Source organism: Mesorhizobium sp. B2-4-6 (assembly GCF_006442775.1).
GTDB lineage: Bacteria > Pseudomonadota > Alphaproteobacteria > Rhizobiales > Rhizobiaceae > Mesorhizobium.
This window is the reverse complement of record NZ_VFVI01000004.1, coordinates 51,390-66,991: the sequence shown is the minus strand read 5'-3', so window position 1 is coordinate 66,991 and position 15,602 is coordinate 51,390. Positions and strand designations below refer to the sequence as shown.

13 protein-coding genes are annotated in these 15,602 nt (G+C 63.8%); 10 read left to right on the top strand and 3 right to left on the bottom strand.

What is annotated here, in order from left to right; genetic code table 11:
- Positions 1–68: 68 nt before the first annotated feature.
- From FJ957_RS13315 to FJ957_RS13285, 7 genes are all read left to right on the top strand, one after another.
- A complete protein-coding gene (locus FJ957_RS13315) occupies positions 69–890 on the top strand; it encodes an ABC transporter permease (RefSeq protein WP_140832006.1) in 822 nt (273 codons plus the stop codon).
- Positions 890–2,560, top strand: coding sequence for an ABC transporter ATP-binding protein (locus FJ957_RS13310; RefSeq protein WP_140832004.1), 1,671 nt, complete (start codon positions 890–892; stop codon positions 2,558–2,560). The genes FJ957_RS13315 and FJ957_RS13310 overlap by 1 nt, the downstream gene beginning before the upstream one ends.
- Positions 2,561–2,675: 115 nt before the next feature.
- Positions 2,676–4,265, top strand: coding sequence for an ABC transporter substrate-binding protein (locus tag FJ957_RS13305; protein WP_140832002.1), 1,590 nt, complete (start codon positions 2,676–2,678; stop codon positions 4,263–4,265).
- Between the two features lie 80 nt (positions 4,266–4,345).
- Positions 4,346–5,185: an alkaline phosphatase family protein gene (locus FJ957_RS13300; RefSeq protein WP_140832000.1), complete on the top strand. Its 840-nt coding sequence runs from the start codon at positions 4,346–4,348 to the stop codon at positions 5,183–5,185.
- 240 nt (positions 5,186–5,425) lie between these two features.
- Positions 5,426–5,992, top strand: coding sequence for a sigma-70 family RNA polymerase sigma factor (locus FJ957_RS13295; RefSeq protein ID WP_140702217.1), 567 nt, complete (start codon positions 5,426–5,428; stop codon positions 5,990–5,992).
- Positions 5,989–6,657 carry an anti-sigma factor gene (locus FJ957_RS13290; protein WP_140831999.1) on the top strand — a complete coding sequence of 223 codons (669 nt, stop codon included), beginning with the start codon at positions 5,989–5,991 and terminating at the stop codon, positions 6,655–6,657. Before FJ957_RS13295 ends, FJ957_RS13290 begins: the two co-directional genes overlap by 4 nt.
- The gene (locus FJ957_RS13285) at positions 6,647–8,104 is read left to right on the top strand and encodes a S8 family serine peptidase (RefSeq protein WP_140831997.1); all 1,458 of its coding nucleotides are present in this window, start codon (positions 6,647–6,649) and stop codon (positions 8,102–8,104) included. Before FJ957_RS13290 ends, FJ957_RS13285 begins: the two co-directional genes overlap by 11 nt.
- A 47-nt stretch (positions 8,105–8,151) precedes the next feature.
- On the opposite strand, the gene FJ957_RS13280 is transcribed toward FJ957_RS13285, so the two are convergent.
- From FJ957_RS13280 to FJ957_RS13270, 3 genes are all read right to left on the bottom strand, one after another.
- Positions 8,152–9,498 (bottom strand): FAD-binding oxidoreductase, encoded by a 1,347-nt coding sequence (locus FJ957_RS13280; RefSeq protein WP_140831995.1) that lies wholly within the window; start codon positions 9,496–9,498, stop codon positions 8,152–8,154.
- 225 nt (positions 9,499–9,723) lie between these two features.
- Positions 9,724–10,212, bottom strand: a complete 489-nt coding sequence (locus FJ957_RS13275; protein WP_140831993.1) for a DUF417 family protein — start codon at positions 10,210–10,212, stop codon at positions 9,724–9,726.
- A 314-nt stretch (positions 10,213–10,526) separates the two neighbouring features.
- Positions 10,527–11,549: a substrate-binding domain-containing protein gene (locus FJ957_RS13270; RefSeq protein WP_140831991.1), complete on the bottom strand. Its 1,023-nt coding sequence runs from the start codon at positions 11,547–11,549 to the stop codon at positions 10,527–10,529.
- 360 nt (positions 11,550–11,909) lie between these two features.
- On the opposite strand from FJ957_RS13270, the gene FJ957_RS13265 reads away from it, so the two are divergent.
- From FJ957_RS13265 to FJ957_RS13255, 3 genes are all read left to right on the top strand, one after another.
- Positions 11,910–13,265 (top strand): ABC transporter substrate-binding protein, encoded by a 1,356-nt coding sequence (locus FJ957_RS13265; protein WP_140831990.1) that lies wholly within the window; start codon positions 11,910–11,912, stop codon positions 13,263–13,265.
- Positions 13,266–13,431: 166 nt separating this feature from the next.
- Entirely contained in the window at positions 13,432–14,445 is a 1,014-nt protein-coding gene (locus tag FJ957_RS13260) for a sugar ABC transporter permease (protein ID WP_140831988.1), read from the top strand.
- Between the two features lies 1 nt (position 14,446).
- Positions 14,447–15,601, top strand: a complete 1,155-nt coding sequence (locus FJ957_RS13255) for a carbohydrate ABC transporter permease (RefSeq protein ID WP_140831986.1) — start codon at positions 14,447–14,449, stop codon at positions 15,599–15,601.
- Position 15,602: the final 1 nt, after the last annotated feature.

Here is a 15,602-nt window from a genome sequence, read left to right as displayed (position 1 = left end):
GCATCCGAAATGACGGGGGCCTGCGAAATGACGGGCCGGATGCGGGACGAGAGGGGGAACTGAGGCGAATGGCGTTGCGACAAATCCCGATTACCGCCTGGGTGGGACTCATCCTGACCGGCTTCTTCGCGTTCTGCGCCATCTTCGCGCCGTGGATCGCACCGCATGGCAATGGCGAGATCGTCGGCGACGTGTGGGAACCGATGTCGGCCGCGCATTGGCTGGGCACCGACAATCTCGGCCGCGACCTCATCTCACGCATGATCTACGGCGCGCGCATCACCATGGAGATCGCGGTGGCGGCGACGGCGTTGTCCTTCTCGCTGGGCTCGATCCTCGGCTTCTCTGCCGCGGTGTTCGGCGGCTGGTTCGACACGCTGATGTCGCGCTTCGTCGACCTTTTGATGTCGATCCCGACGCTGATCTTCGGCCTCGTCGTGCTGTCCGTGCTGCCGACCAACGCGCTGACCCTGATCCTCGTCATGGGCATCCTCGATTCGACCCGCGTCTACCGGCTGTCGCGCGCGGTGGCCGTCGACATCAACGTCATGGATTTCGTCGAGGCGGCCAAACTGCGCGGCGAAGGCAAGGCCTGGATCATCTTCCGCGAGATCCTGCCCAATGCGCTGTCGCCGCTGGTGGCGGAGCTCGGCGTGCGCTTCATCTTCGCCGTGCTGTTCCTGTCGGCGCTGTCCTTCCTCGGCCTTGGCGTGCAGCCGCCGGATTCGGACTGGGGCGGCATGGTCAAGGAAAACAAGGACGGCATCGTCTTCGGCATTCCGGCGGCGCTGATCCCCGCCGCGGCAATCGCGGTGCTGGCGATCTCGGTCAACCTCGTCGCCGACTGGGTGCTCAACCGCACGACGAGCCTGAAGGGAGGACGCGGCTGATGGCTGGCAACCAAGCAAAGTCCGGGGAGGCAAGCTCGGGTAAGCTCCTCGACATCCGCAACCTGCGCATCGAGGCGATGGTCTACCCGCCGGGCGAAGCGCCGAAGACCATCACGCTCGTCCATGACGTTTCGCTGACGCTTGAGAAGGGCAAGGTTCTCGGCCTGATCGGCGAATCCGGCGCCGGCAAATCGACCATCGGCCTGTCGTCCATGGCCTATGGCCGCGGCGGCGTGCGCATCACCGGCGGCGAGGTGATCCTCAACGGCCGCGACATCCTGAAAGCAGGCCCAAGGGGCGTGCGGGCGCTGCGCGGACGCGAGGTGTGCTATGTCGCGCAATCGGCTGCCGCGGCCTTCAATCCAGCGCACAAGCTGATCGACCAGGTGGTCGAGGCCGCCATGCTGCACGGCACCGCGACCCGCGCCGAGGCCGAAAAGCGGGCCGTAGCGCTGTTCAAGAAGCTCAGCCTGCCCAATCCCGAAACGATCGGCGAACGCTACCCGCACCAGGTCTCCGGCGGCCAGCTGCAGCGCGTGATGACGGCGATGGCGCTGTGCTCGGAGCCCGACCTCATCGTCTTCGACGAGCCGACCACGGCGCTCGATGTGACGACGCAGATCGACGTGCTGGCGGCGATCAAGGACGCCATTCGCGACACGCATGTCGCGGCCCTCTACATCACGCATGACCTTGCCGTCGTCGCCCAGGTCTCGGACGAGATCATGGTGCTGCGCCACGGCCGGCTGGTTGAATGGGGCGGCACACGGCAGATCATCAAGGAGCCGCGCCAGGAATACACCAACGCGCTGGTCTCGGTGCATGAGATCGAGCACAAGGAACAGCAGCCAGGCGCAACACCTTTCCTGTCGGTGAAGAATGTGACCGCCGCCTATGGCGGCGGCCATGTGAAAGTCCTGAAGAACGTCTCGGTCGACATCTATCCCGGGCAGACGCTGGCCGTTGTCGGCGAGAGCGGCTCCGGTAAGTCGACGCTGGCGCGCGCCATCACCGGGCTGTTGCCGCCCGAGGAAGGCACCGTCACCTTCGACGGCAGGCCGCTCGCCAACAGGCTGGCCGATCGGCCGAAGGAGGATCTGCGCCAGCTGCAGATGATCTACCAGATGGCCGACGTGGCGATGAACCCGCGCCAGACGGTTGGCACCATCATCGGCCGGCCGCTGGAGTTCTATTTCGGCATGAAAGGCCGCGAGCGCGACAAGCGCGTCGCCGAGCTGCTCGACGAGATCGAGATGGGCAAGGGTTTCGTCGACCGCTATCCGGCCGAGCTGTCCGGCGGCCAGAAGCAGCGCGTCTGCATCGCGCGCTCGCTCGCCGCCAAACCGAAGCTGATCATCTGCGACGAGGTGACCTCGGCGCTCGATCCGCTGGTTGCCCACGGCATTCTCAAGCTGCTTCTCAATCTGCAGCAGATCGAAAACGTCGCCTATCTGTTCATCACCCATGACCTTGCGACGGTGAAGTCGATAGCCGATTCGATCGCGGTGATGTATCGCGGCGAGGTGGTGCGTTACGGCTCCAAGAGCAAGGTGCTGACGCCGCCCTTCGACGCCTATACCGACCTGCTCTTGTCCTCCGTGCCGGAGATGGAGATCGGTTGGCTGGAGAAGGCGATCAAAGGGCGGCGCATGGAAAGCGCCGGAAATTAGCCCACGAAAGTCAGCCCGAACCAGAAGCTGTCATGCGGCTGCAATGCGCAGCGGGAAAGATCGGCCGCGGGCGGGTAGAGCCCGCAGCAAACCAATCTCAAAAAGGGGGCAGGACATGCAGACGGAACTCGACCATCTCGCCGCACTCGCCGGCAAGGGCAGGATATCGCGGCGCGATTTCCTCGGCCGCGCGGCGGCACTCGGCGTCTCGGCGGCGCTGGCCACGACGCTTGCCGGCAAGGCTTTCGCCGCGAGCCCGGTGAAGGGCGGCATCATCAGGGCCGGCCTGCAGGGCGGTGAATCGACCAACAGCCTCGACCCGGCGCTGAACCTCAGCCAGGTGACCTACAACTTCTGCAAGCAGTGGGGCGAATTCCTCGTCCGCCTGACCCCGGAAGGCGGCGTCGAGAACCTGATCGCCGAGGAGATCGGCGCCTCGGCCGACGCCAAGACCTGGACCATGAAGATCCGCGACGGCATCGAATTCCACAACGGCAAGACGGTAACGGCGGAAGACGTTGTCGCGACGCTCGAGCGCCACGCCGACGAGAAGTCGAAATCCGGCGCGCTCGGCGTTCTGAAGAACATCAAGACCATCAAGGCCGACGGCAAAGAGGTGGTGGTCACGCTCGGCGACGCCGATGCCGACTTCCCCTATCTGATGGCCGACTACCATCTGGTCATCCAGCCGAATGGCGGCAAGGACAACCCGAATGCCGGCATCAGCGCCGGCCCGTACAAGGTCGCCGTCAACCAGCCCGGCGTGAAGCATGGCGGCGAGCGCTTCGCCAATTACTGGCGCGGCGACAAGGCCGGCCATGCCGACCAGATCGAGATCGTCGTCATCAACGACCCGACGGCCCGGCTTGCCGCGCTGCAGGGCGGTCAGGTGCACCTCATCAACCGCGTCGAACCCAAGGTGGTCGACCTGGTGAAGCGCATGCCGGGCGTCACCATCGAGAACGTCGCCGGGCGCGGCTATTATCCGTTCAACATGTTCTGCGACACCGCGCCCTTCGACAACAATGACCTCAGGATGGCGTTGAAGCTGGCGATGGACCGCGAGGAGATGCTGGACAAGATCCTGCGCGGCTATGGCTCGGTCGGCAATGACTTCCCGATCAACGAGGCCTATCCGCTGTTTTCCTCCGACATCGAGCAGCGCAAGTTCGATCCCGAAAAGGCGGCCGCGGCCTACAAGAAGTCGGGCCATAGCGGCTCGGTCCTGCTGCGCACTTCCGATGTCGCCTTCCCCGGGGCGGTCGACGCCGCCCAGCTCTACCAGCAGAGCTGCGCCAAGGCCGGCATCAAGATCGAGATCAAGCGCGAGCCCGGCGACGGCTACTGGTCGGAAGTGTGGAACAAGCAGCCCTTCTCGCTCTCCTACTGGGGCGGCCGACCGACGCAGGGCCAGATGTATTCCACCGGCTATCTGTCGACGGCCGACTGGAACGACACGCGCTTCAAGCGGCCCGAATTCGACAAGATGCTCTACACGGCGCGTGCCGAGTTGGACCAGGCCAAGCGCAAGGCGATCTACCGCGACATGGCAACGCTGATGCGCGACGAAGGCGGCCTGATCGTGCCGTTCTTCAACCAGTTCGTCGACGCCGCCAACACCAAGAAGGTCAGCGGCTGGGTGAAGAACCCGAATGGCGAGATGATGGACGGCTACGCGCTCTGCGAGTGCTGGCTGAACGCCTGATATCGGGCTAGCCAAAAGAGCGCCGCGTGTCCGCGCGACACGCGGCGCTTTCGTTTCGAAGAACAATCACAGGAACGTTCGTGGCGCTCAAATCCAAACTGCTGCTCATCATCCTCGACGGCGTGCCCTACCGGAACTGGCGCCGGCTGATGGGCAACCTCGAGGGCTGGGCGCAGTCCGGCGAGGCGCAAGTGTGGAAGATGCGCTCAGTGCTGCCGTCGACCTCGGCCTGCTGCTACGCCTCGATCCACACCGGTGTCACGCCGCAGGTGCACGGTATCCTTTCCAACGAGAACCGCTTTCGCGTCACGCAGCCGGATATCTTCTCGGAAGTCAGCAAGGCCGGCGGCAAGACCGGCGCCGTGACCCATTCCTACTGGTCGGAATTCTTCCGCTCGTACCCGTTCGACCTGGTCGAGGACATGGAGTTCGACGAGCCAAGCGGGCCGATCACGCATGGCCGCTTCCACACCATGACCGGCTACAATCTCAAGAACCAGATGACGCCGAGCGACGTCGACCTGTTCGCGACGCTGACCATGCTGGCGAAGCGCCGCGGCATCGATTACGGCATCCTCCACACCTGCACGCTGGACTCGATGGGCCATCGCTTCGGCCATGACTGTCACGAGATGGACCATGCCTGCTACGCGATGGACGCGATGCTGGCAGCCTTCCTGCCGCAATGGCGCGCAGCCGGCTATGAAGTGATCGTGACGGCCGACCACGGCCAGACGGACCGCGGCCATCACGGCGGCCATGACGACGAGATGCAGGATTTCGCGCTCTATTATTTCGGCCCGGCCAAGGGGCCGCAAGCCGACACGCTTCTCGACCAGCTGCAGCTCGCGCCGACGGTGCTGAGCCGGCTCGGCGTGGCAATACCCGAGACGATGAAGGCGAAGGTGTTCTTGGTTTAGTTCCCCCTTTCTCCCGTTGCAACGTTGGAGATTGGCAAAGGCCAAGCAACTTCGTCATCCACGGGCGGAGCGGGAGCGAAGCGTAGGCGTCTCGGCCTATTGCCGGGAAGGAGTAGGAGAAGCGCCCCTCTGGCAACCTCCCCTCTCTTCGGTTAGCCTCCGAAAATTCCTTGGCGGAGGATGAACCTTTTTGGACCGATCAGCGACAGAGCCACGAGGAGCCAGGCGGCTCGACCGGCCATGAATGCGGCGACCGAAACCGATCGCGCGCTTGTGGACCGGGTCGCGAAGGGCGACCGGGCCGCCGTCCGGCTCCTGTTCATGCGTCACCACGCGCGGATCTACCGCTTCGTGGCGCGCCAGACGGGATCGGAAATGATGGCCGACGATATCGCGAACGAGGTCTTTCTGGAGCTGTGGAAACAGGCGCCCGGCTTCGAGGGGCGCTCTGAAGTTTCCACGTGGCTGCTCGGCATCGCCCGCTTCAAGGGGCTGTCCATGCTGCGCAAGAAGAAGGAAGACTGGATCGACGACGACGACGCGGCGCAAGTTCCCGACGGCGCCGACACGCCGGAAGTCGTGACCATGAAGGAAGACAAAGCCGCCGCCTTGCGCCGCTTCATCGATGCCTTGCCGGAAGAACACCGCACGGTGATCGACCTTGCCTATTACCATGGCCAGTCGGTGACCGAGATCGGCGAGGTGCTCGACATCCCGGTCGCCACCGTCAAGACCAGGATGTTCTACGCCCGCAAGAAACTCGGCGAAGCCCTCAAGGCCGCCGGTTACGACAGGGGTTGGCCATGAGCGCCGCAGAAAAGATGTCGCGCCGCGACGAGATGGAAACGCTGCTGCCGTTCTACCTGAACGGCTCGCTGGAAGGCGCCGAGCTGGAGGCCGTGGAGGAATGGCTGGCCACCGATCCGGCGGCGATGAATGCGCTTGGCGAAGCGGAGGCCGAGTTCTCCGGTGCCGCCGCCGCCAACGAGGCGATCCGGCCGCCCGCCGACGCGCTCAGCCGGTTCGCCAAGGCGCTCGACGCCGAGGCCGGCCCGGCGCGCGCGCCGGCCGGCCAATCGTGGCTCGCCAAGGTTTTCGGCCGGGTGACGGCAATGCCTGCCGGCATCGCCTGGGCCGCGGCCGCGGCGCTGCTTGCGCTGGTCATCGTGCAGTCGTTCGAGCAGCCGGGCGGCAAGGGCAACGACTTCGAAGTGGCCGGCGCTCAGGACGATCTCGCCAAGCTGCCTTTCGCGCTGGTCAAGTTCAAGCCCGACGCGAAGATGGCCGATATCGCCGCCTTCCTCGGCCAGAACGGGTTGAAGATCGCCGGCGGCCCGACCGCCGACGGCGTCTTTCACCTGACCATTCCGGCGAGCAGTGCGGCCGATTACGACAAGCTCGTCGGCCTTATTGCGGTCCAGCCTTTCGCCGATACTGTGATCCAGGGAAGGAGACCGGTCGATGGCGGCTAAGGCGGTCATGCTGCATGCGGCACTCCTCGCGGCGGCGGCCTTTGCCGCCGCGCCTGCGTTTGCTCAGACCAACGATCCCAATCTTTCGCAGACCCAGGTCGACTGCCTGAACCGCACGACAGCGGCGGGCGCCGGCTGCGACAAGAACGGCGGCCCCGCGAATAATAGCGAGAAACGGGGAGCTGGCGGCGCCACAGGCAGCGCGGTGTTCCTGCCGGCGCTGATCGTCGACTTGTTCCCGAACACACCCGCCGGCGCGGCCCCACAAACGCCCGCACCGTCCAATGGAACATCATCGTCGAACGATTCCGGTAACACGCCGCCGCCAGCGCCGACGCCGAGCGGACCCGTCACTGTGCCGCACGGTCTCAACCTCGCCGAGCCGCCGCGCGCGATTGCCGGCGAATTCGTGCCCGACGAGGTGCTGGTGACCGTGGACGGCGATGCCGGCGTGGTGCAGCAGATTGCCAATTCCTTTGGCCTGCAGGTGCGCTCGCAGCGCCAGTCGCGGCTGCTCGGCACCACACTGGTGCGCTTCGGCATCACCGACGGGCGGCCCGTCGGCGTGGTGCTGGCCCAGCTTGCCGCGGACGGGCGCACGCAGCGCCGCGAACCGAACCACATCTACACGCTGCAGCAGGCGGCCGGCGTCGTGAATTACGCCTTCGACCGCATCGCGCTCGATTCAAAACAGGCGAGCGGAGAGAATGTGCGCGTCGCTGTCATCGACACCGGCATCGACGACACCAATCCGGCGCTGGCCGGCGTCATCGCCGCGCAGTTCGACGCCATGCCCAACGTGCCGATCGAAAAGCGCGACCACGGCACCTCGGTCGACGGGCTTATCGCCGGCGTCGGCCCGCTGGAAGGCATGGCGCCGGGCGCGAAAATCTATCACGCGCGCGCCTTCGAAGGCGGCAAGTCGACCATGGATGTCATCCTGTCGGCGCTGGACTGGGCCGCCGAACAGGACGCACGCATCATCAATATGAGCTTCGTCGGGCCGAAGAACGACCTGCTCGGCACCGCCTGCCGCAACGCGCGCGCGGCGGGCATCGTGCTGGTGGCGGCCGCCGGCAACAACGGGCCGAAGGCGCCCTATGGCTATCCGGCCGCCTTCGACGGCGTCATCGCCGTCACCGCCACCGACGCCAAGGACGGGCTGATGCCGCAGGCCAATCGCGGTGCCTATGTGTTCATCTCGGCACCTGGCGTCGAGATGGTGGCGCCGAGCGGCGCCGGCTCCGACGTGGTGACCGGCACGTCCTTCGCCGCGGCGATCGTGTCCGGCGCCATCGCCAATCTGATCCACGCCGCGCCCGACCGCTCGGCCGACGAGATCGAGAAGGCGCTGGCGGCAACGGCCAAGGATCTCGGGCCCAAGGGGCGGGACAATGACTTCGGGTATGGGCTGATCGATACGAAAGCGGCTGAGGCGGCGAAGTAGCGAATCCGGGCAGTCGACGGACTGTTTGCCGACTGCGCGCGACCGATTCAAAGCGCCGGCCCCAGCCGGACAGGGCTTCCATCATAGAAACGCGACAGCCGGAAGCGGCTGAGATCGTGCCCGGTTTCGTTTCCCTGGATCATGTCGGAGACGACGCGGCCTATGCCAGGTCCGATGCCGAAGCCATGGCCGCACATTCCCGTCGCGACGAAAAGACCGCCGATTGCGCGCACCTGGTCCACCACGGGGACGACGTCGGGCAAGGCGTCGATCATGCCGCCCCAGCCGGCCTTCAGGCGAACCGTCTCGAACCGGGGGAAAAGCTGCTTGAAATTGCGCTCGATCGAACGAAGCTTTGCCGGCTCAGCGGCTGGGTTGAGCACCCGCATTCTCTCGAAAGGACTCTCTGAATCCGGCGCCCAATTGCGCGGCGTCGACCAGCCATCGGGGTAGCCCGACGGAGCGAAGGGGAAATAGCGCGTTCCGAACGGGTTGTCCCTGAGGGCGGGAATATATTGGGTGAAGTGCCGGAATGCGTCGGGCCCCAGGTAAAGCAAGTGGCTACCGCCCGCGGCGAGCGTGTATCCGCCATCCTGCCTGCGCCTGAAGGCGATGTGATCGTCGGCGGCCGCGCCTGCATAGATTTCGGGCAAGGGCTCCGTTGCGGCCACGGTCACCCGAACGCTGAGCTGGGGAATGGATACGCCATGTCTCGCCAGGAACAGGGACGACCAGGCGCCGCCCGCTACCAGCACGGTGGAGGTCTCGATAAATCCCGCCTCGCTCCATACGCCCTTGATCCTGCCGGCCGCGATGTCGAGACCTCGCGCCGCGCAGTTCTCGACGATCCTGGCGCCTTTGCGCACCGCAAGCCGGGCCAGCGCCGGCACGGCCAGCCAAGGCTCCGCACGCATATCGGAGAGCGTCGTCATAGCGCCCTTGAACCTGCGCGACATGCCGGTGATGAGCTTCGCGGTTTCGTCCGCATCCAGGAGGCGCGTGTCGAGCTCATGGATCGCGGCGATCTTCATGAACGCTTCGAAGCCGGCCATGTCCTTGTCGGCGTTCGCCAGATAGGTCACGCCGGTCTGCTTCAGCCCGATGTCCTCGCCGCTTTCCTCAGCCAGCTGCCGCCACAGGCGGATAGCTTCGATGACGATCGGCAGTTCATCCGCGTCCCGTCCCTGCTTTCTGATCCAGCCCCAATTTCTCGAGGACTGCTCGGCGGCTACGCGGCCCTTTTCCAGCAGCGTCACCGGAATGTTTCGGGAGGCGAGGAATAGGGCCGTCGTCACGCCGATAATGCCGCCACCGACGATCACCACCTGCGAGATCTTCGGCGGCGGCCCGGGGTATTGGATCGGATCCGCTTCGGTGAACGGGAATGTGGGCAAATGGCGCACTCTGCAGGACTGGTTGACGGCTCTGGCTTATCGGTTGTCACCGTCCAAGAGCAGGAGCAGCCGAATGCGGACCGTTGTCCCACGACGGCAAAGGCAGCCGGTCGAGGAAGCCGTTGGATCGTGACCTAACCGGCGCCCAAGTGGCTTGTCCGGCAAATGTCGCAGAATGCTCAACTCTAGACGCGAGCTAGCCTCCAACGAGTACGCCATCCATCGTTATTTTTCTCGAAGGCGAACCAAAGCCGTCGGAAGAGAATTAAGAAATAAAACCAGGCAAACGCAGAGAAGCACTATGTCTTTATAGAGAAACTCTCCAGCTAGATTCCAGGCAATGGGATCGGTGGAGATGCTCCATACGACAACACCAGGGGTCGTAAAGAAAAATGACCAGGTAATAAGAAACGTACCGACCCCGATCAAAGAGCCCAGCGCAGATAGGATGGGCACAAAAGCCCCCAAGGCCAAAAGAGCAGCCGTCGCCAACTCGATGCAGCCCAGAAGATAGGCCTCGCCTCTGATTCCAAAAATCTGGAGCCAGGAAACGAACGGACTGTTTGAGATAAATAGAGCGATCCCTTGTGCTGACTGCGGTGTGAACTTCTGGATGCCGAACGACACGAAAATCAGCACCATTACCCATCTGAGGATGGCGAGCGGCCAATAAGAGCCGAAGCCTGTCTCAGCGATATTGAACTCTCTATGCATGCTGTGTCCTTTGCCGGAAGCGATATGCCATACTAGGGAGCTGCAGCCGGCAGTGGGTTTGGCAAGCTGCGGGCTCCTGAGGGGCCGTCCAGCTTACTTCGTCGGCAGGGGGATTTCGTTACATCCCAAGCTGGAAGAAACAGGGCCGCCCTGGTCGGCATCATAGGCCGCCCCGGCGCCTGCTTGTTTGAGAGTTGACCGGGATGCAGGGTGATCTTGCTCAACAACGACCGAAATGTCCCGCAAAGCTGCCGCTCGCGCTTCGGGGGAGGACGTCGGCTCACTGCGTCATTTCGAGCGCTTGAATTTGCTCCCTATACCGGCGCCCCTGCCACCGATCCCCTGACCACGAGATCGACCGGCCAGACCTCTCCCCGCGCGCCCTCCTCCAGCCCCGATATGCGCGCCGCCAGGCGCTCGGCGACACGCGCGCCGGCAAGGCGGATCGAGGAGCGTGTCGTCGACAGCGGCACCGGGAAATTCTCCGGCCGCAGCCAGGGGAAGACGTCGTCGTGGGCAACCAGCGACAGGTCGCCTGGAATGGTAAGGCCAAGGTCTCGCACGGCGCGCACGACGCCGAGCGCCATGATCAGACTGGAGCAGACGATCGCCGACGGCGGCTCATCTTCCTCGAGCAGGCGGCGGGCGGCGCGATAGCCGTTCTCCTCGGTCATCGCCACCGAACGGATGTGGCGCCCGCCGAGCGTCAGACCGCTTGCGGCAAGCGCCCGGCGCACGCCGCGCTCGCGGTGGATGGCGAAGGTCTCGCGGTCGTTGCCGTTGATCAGCGCCAGGCGCTTGTGGCCGAGCTGGATCAGCAGTCTCGACGCTTCGTGGAAGGCGCCCTCATTGTCGATGTCGAGATAGGGGTAGTCGAAGTCGAAGCCTTCGCTGCGGCCATGGACGAGGAAAGGGATGCCCAGCGTGTTGACCAGAGCCAGCCGCTTGTCGGCCGGCCGCGGCGAGGACAGGTAGACGGCGTCGACCTGGCGGTTGGCGACGATGCGCCGGTAGGTCGTTTCCTCGTCGTCGGCATCGGCAGGCGAAAGCACGAGGTCGAGCTCGTGCGCGCGGGCATAGTCGCCAAGGCCGGAGAGGAATTCGACGAAGTGCGGATCGATGTCGACGGCGGCGCCCGTCGGCAGCACATAGCCGATCATCCCCGACTTGCCGGTGGCAAGCCGGCGCGCGCTTGGGTTCGGCCGGTAGCCATGGCGCTTGGCCGCGTCCATCACCCGGCGACGGGTTTCCTCGTTCACCTCGGGATAGCCGTTCAGCGCCCGGCTCACCGTGGTCTGCGAGAGTGACAGCATATGCGAGAGTTGCTTGAGGTTCATCGGAGGCCTCCAGCCTCAAAGCGCTTTCAAATTTGAATCGATCCGATGATTGTTGGCGAGATCGTCTAGCATGACGACCTTAGAGGGCCCCAGGCGCCGTTTGAAGCAAAAAATTGCTGCTGCGGTGCTAAAAGCTATGCTGCAGTGCACCTTTCTCGCTCTATCCCGAGAGATTTAAATCGATTTATAAACTCTCCCACTTGACTCTCGAGCAATTCAATGGCGAGATCAAAATAGCCAAAGCGCTTTGGAAGTCTCTTCGAAAGGTTGCGGTTGCCCTTTCGCTGAGTCACAGTTCCGCGGGCGTCGGCGGACGAAATGGAGGTTTCGTCCTGTTTGTGACCACTGGGAGGACTTGCGATGAAGAAAATGCTTCTCTTGGGTGCGGCGTTCGCGGCACTCACCCTCAGCCTGCCGGCGCAAGCCGAACTGAAGTTCAAGCCGGGCGAGGATCCGAAGTTTCACTGGGCCAACTACGACGACCTCAAAAAGGTCGATCTCAAGGGCGAGACACTGACGATCTTCGGGCCGTGGCGCGGCGAGGACGAGACGCTTGTGCATTCGGTTCTCGACTATTTCACCGAGGCCACCGGCGCGGAGGTGAAATATTCCTCGTCCGAGAACTATGAGCAGCAGATCGTCATCGACACCCAGGCCGGCAGCCCGCCCAACATCGCCGTCCTGCCGCAGCCCGGCCTCATACAGGACCTTGCTTCCAAGGGCGTGCTGACCCCGCTGGGCGACGACGTCGCCGCCTGGATCAAGGAAAATTACGCCGCCGGCGACTCCTGGGCCAAGCTCGGGACCTATAATGGCAAGGACGGCAAGCCCGGCTTCTACGCCTTCCCCTACAAGATCGACGTGAAGGGGCTGGTCTGGTACTCGCCCGACAATTTCGACGAGGCCGGCTACAAGGTGCCGAAAACCCAGGAAGAACTCGCCGACCTCGAAAAGAAGATCATCGCCGACGGCGGCAAGCCCTGGTGCATCGGGCTCGGTTCCGGCGGCGCCACCGGCTGGCCGGCGACCGACTGGGTCGAGGACATCATGCTGAGAACCCAACCGCCGGAAGTCTACGACAAGTGGGTGAAGAACGAGATCCCGTTCACCGACCCGGCCGTGGTCAACGCCATCGACATCTTCGGCAAGATCGCCACGGACGACAAGATGGTGGACGGCGGCGCCAAGGCGGTGGCGGCGACCGACTTCCGCGACAGCCCGAAGGGCCTCTTCACCGTGCCGCCCAAGTGCTACATGCACCACCAGGCATCGTTCATCCCCTCCTTCTTCCCGGAAAACGTGAAGCTCGGCCAGGACGCGGACTTCTTCCCCTACCCGCCTTACGCCTCCAAGCCGGAATTGGGCACGCCGCTGGAAGTGGCCGGCACGCTGGTGATGATCACCAAGGATTCCAAGGCCTCGCGCGAGTTCATCAAATTCCTCGAGATGCCGCTCGCGCATGAATTGTGGATGGCGCAGAAGAGCTTCGTCACCCCCTTCAAGTCAGCCAACAAGGATGCCTATGGCAGCGACGCGCTGAAGAAGCAGGGCGAGATCCTGGTCGGCGCCACGACTGTACGCTTCGACGGGTCCGACCTGATGCCCGGCAAGGTCGGCGCGGGCTCGTTCTGGACCGGCATGATCGACCTGGTTGGCGGCAAGTCCGCGCAGGACGTCGCCGCCGACATCCAGAAAAGCTGGGATGCCATCAAGTAAGCATCCTGAAATCCTCCTAATCCTCCACCTGGATCCGGGCCACGGCCCGGATCCGACCGGCGGTCAACGCCGGAAGCCTTCGCGTTTCGATTGTTCCGAATAACCGAAAGTCGGTGCATCCGATCGCCAGCCCTGGCTGACCGGTCATGCGCAGGGAGAGGGACCCATGGCGACTCAGATTTTCTCGGCCATATTCGTCATCATCATCGGCGTCGGCGGCTGTGTCGCCTATTTCTGGGGCGCCAACAGACTGCTCGATCTTGTCTTCCCGTCACGCGGCGTCTCGGGCGCCGCCGCCGTCGACAATCTGCGCCGGCAGGGACTGGTGCGACCTTGGCTGTTCGTCGGCCCGGCGATGATCATCCTTACCATCTATCTGATCTACCCGGTCGTCGAGACGCTGAGGCTCTCCTTTCTCGATCGCGGCGGAGAGAATTTCGTCGGCCTCGCCAATTATGAATGGGCGCTCGGCGATCACGATTTCCGCAATTCGATCCTGAACAATGTGCTTTGGCTGGCGGTGGTGCCGGCGACCTGCACCTTCCTTGGGCTGATCATCGCCGTGCTCACCGACAAGATCTGGTGGGGCACGATCGCCAAGAGCCTGATCTTCCTGCCTCTCGCCATCTCCTTCGTCGGCGCCAGCGTGATCTGGAAGTTCATCTACGAGTATCGCGGCGAGGGCCAGGTGCAGATCGGCCTGCTCAACGCCATCATCCAGTATTTCGGCGGCCAGCCGCAGGTGTGGATATCGCTGCCGTTCTGGAACAATTTCTTCCTGATGATCATTCTGGTCTGGATCCAGACCGGCTTTGCGATGGTCATCCTGTCGTCGGCGCTGCGCGGCATTCCGGAAGAGACGCTGGAGGCGGCCGTGATCGACGGCGCCAACCCGTTCCAGATCTTCTGGAAGATCATGGTGCCGCAAATCTGGGGCACGATCGCAGTGGTGTGGACCACCATCACCATCCTGGTGCTGAAAGTGTTCGACATCGTGCTGACCATGACCAACGGCCAATGGAACAGCCAGGTGCTCGCCAATCTGATGTTCGACTGGATGTTCCGCGGCGGCGGCGATTTCGGCCGCGGCGCGACGATCGCCATCATCATCATGATCGCGGTCATCCCGATCATGATCTGGAACATCCGCCAGGCCAACAAAGAGACGGGAGGGCACTGAGATGGCCGCCAGGACCGGAAAATCCTTCGCCGGCCGCTTCGGCGTCCACATCGCCGTGCTCGTCTTCGTGGTGATCTGGACCATTCCCACGCTTGGCATTCTCGTCTCGTCGCTGCGCGACAAGGACCAGATCGTCGCCGCCGGCTGGTGGAACTCCTTTGCCAGTTCCAGCCAGAGCGAGGCCGGGCGGCTTCCCGCGGCGTCGGCGCAAACCCAGAAGGACGGCAAATACGTCATCGAGGGCAATATCTTCGGCGATGGCCCCAAGCGCGAGATCAGCGCCTTCGGCGTGAAATCTTCCGCGCCGACGCAGTACAAGGCGGGGTCTGTCGCCGACCTCAATGACGGCGTCACGCTGCAGATGAACGCCGATGGCGGCTTCGTGCTGTCGTCACCGAAGGCCTTCGAGGGCGACCGCGGCCAACGCGTCTATTTCGCCTCCTCAGCGCCGCCGAAATTCACCACGGACAACTACGATGCCGTGCTGTTTTCCGAAGGCATCGGCCGCTCGTTCATGAACTCGCTGACGGTGACCATCCCGGCAACGATCATCCCCATCCTCATCGCAGCCTTCGCGGCCTATGCATTGGCCTGGATGCGCTTTCCAGGCCGGGCGCTGCTGATTGCCGTCATCATCGGCCTGCTGGTCGTGCCGCTGCAGATGTCGCTGATCCCGCTGCTCAAGCTCTACAACGGCGTCGGCACCTTCTTCGGCGTGCCGTCCAAGACCTATCTCGGCATCTGGCTGGCGCATACCGGCTTCGGCCTGCCCTTCGCCATCTACCTGCTCAGGAGCTACATTGCCGGCCTGCCGCGCGAGATCATGGAATCGGCGCGCATCGACGGCGCCAGCGACTTCGAGATCTTCGTCAAGATCGTGCTGCCGCTGTCCTTCCCGGTGCTTGCGTCCTTCGCCATCTTCCAGTTCCTGTGGGTATGGAACGATCTCCTGGTGGCAATGGTTTTCCTCGGCACGGCGCCCGATCAGATCGTGCTGACGGCCAAGCTCAACGCGCTGCTCGGCTCGCGCGGCGGCAACTGGGAGATCCTGACGACATCGGCGTTCATCACCATCATCGTACCGCTGATCGTGTTCTTCTCGCTGCAGCGCTATTTCGTCCGCGGGCTGCTTGCCGGCTCGGTGAAAGGAGGTTGAA

Excerpts from the sequence above, each read along its gene's own strand:
- FJ957_RS13260 (WP_140831988.1), top strand. The coding sequence starts at position 13,432 with ATGGCGACTCAGATTTTCTCGGCCATATTCGTCATCATCATCGGCGTC.
- FJ957_RS13270 (WP_140831991.1), bottom strand. The coding sequence starts at position 11,549 with ATGAACCTCAAGCAACTCTCGCATATGCTGTCACTCTCGCAGACCACG.
- FJ957_RS13285 (WP_140831997.1), top strand. The coding sequence starts at position 6,647 with ATGGCGGCTAAGGCGGTCATGCTGCATGCGGCACTCCTCGCGGCGGCG.
- FJ957_RS13265 (WP_140831990.1), top strand. The coding sequence starts at position 11,910 with ATGAAGAAAATGCTTCTCTTGGGTGCGGCGTTCGCGGCACTCACCCTC.
- FJ957_RS13295 (WP_140702217.1), top strand. The coding sequence starts at position 5,426 with ATGAATGCGGCGACCGAAACCGATCGCGCGCTTGTGGACCGGGTCGCG.
- FJ957_RS13305 (WP_140832002.1), top strand. The coding sequence starts at position 2,676 with ATGCAGACGGAACTCGACCATCTCGCCGCACTCGCCGGCAAGGGCAGG.
- FJ957_RS13310 (WP_140832004.1), top strand. The coding sequence starts at position 890 with ATGGCTGGCAACCAAGCAAAGTCCGGGGAGGCAAGCTCGGGTAAGCTC.
- FJ957_RS13290 (WP_140831999.1), top strand. The coding sequence starts at position 5,989 with ATGAGCGCCGCAGAAAAGATGTCGCGCCGCGACGAGATGGAAACGCTG.
- FJ957_RS13255 (WP_140831986.1), top strand. The coding sequence starts at position 14,447 with ATGGCCGCCAGGACCGGAAAATCCTTCGCCGGCCGCTTCGGCGTCCAC.
- FJ957_RS13275 (WP_140831993.1), bottom strand. The coding sequence starts at position 10,212 with ATGCATAGAGAGTTCAATATCGCTGAGACAGGCTTCGGCTCTTATTGG.
- FJ957_RS13315 (WP_140832006.1), top strand. The coding sequence starts at position 69 with ATGGCGTTGCGACAAATCCCGATTACCGCCTGGGTGGGACTCATCCTG.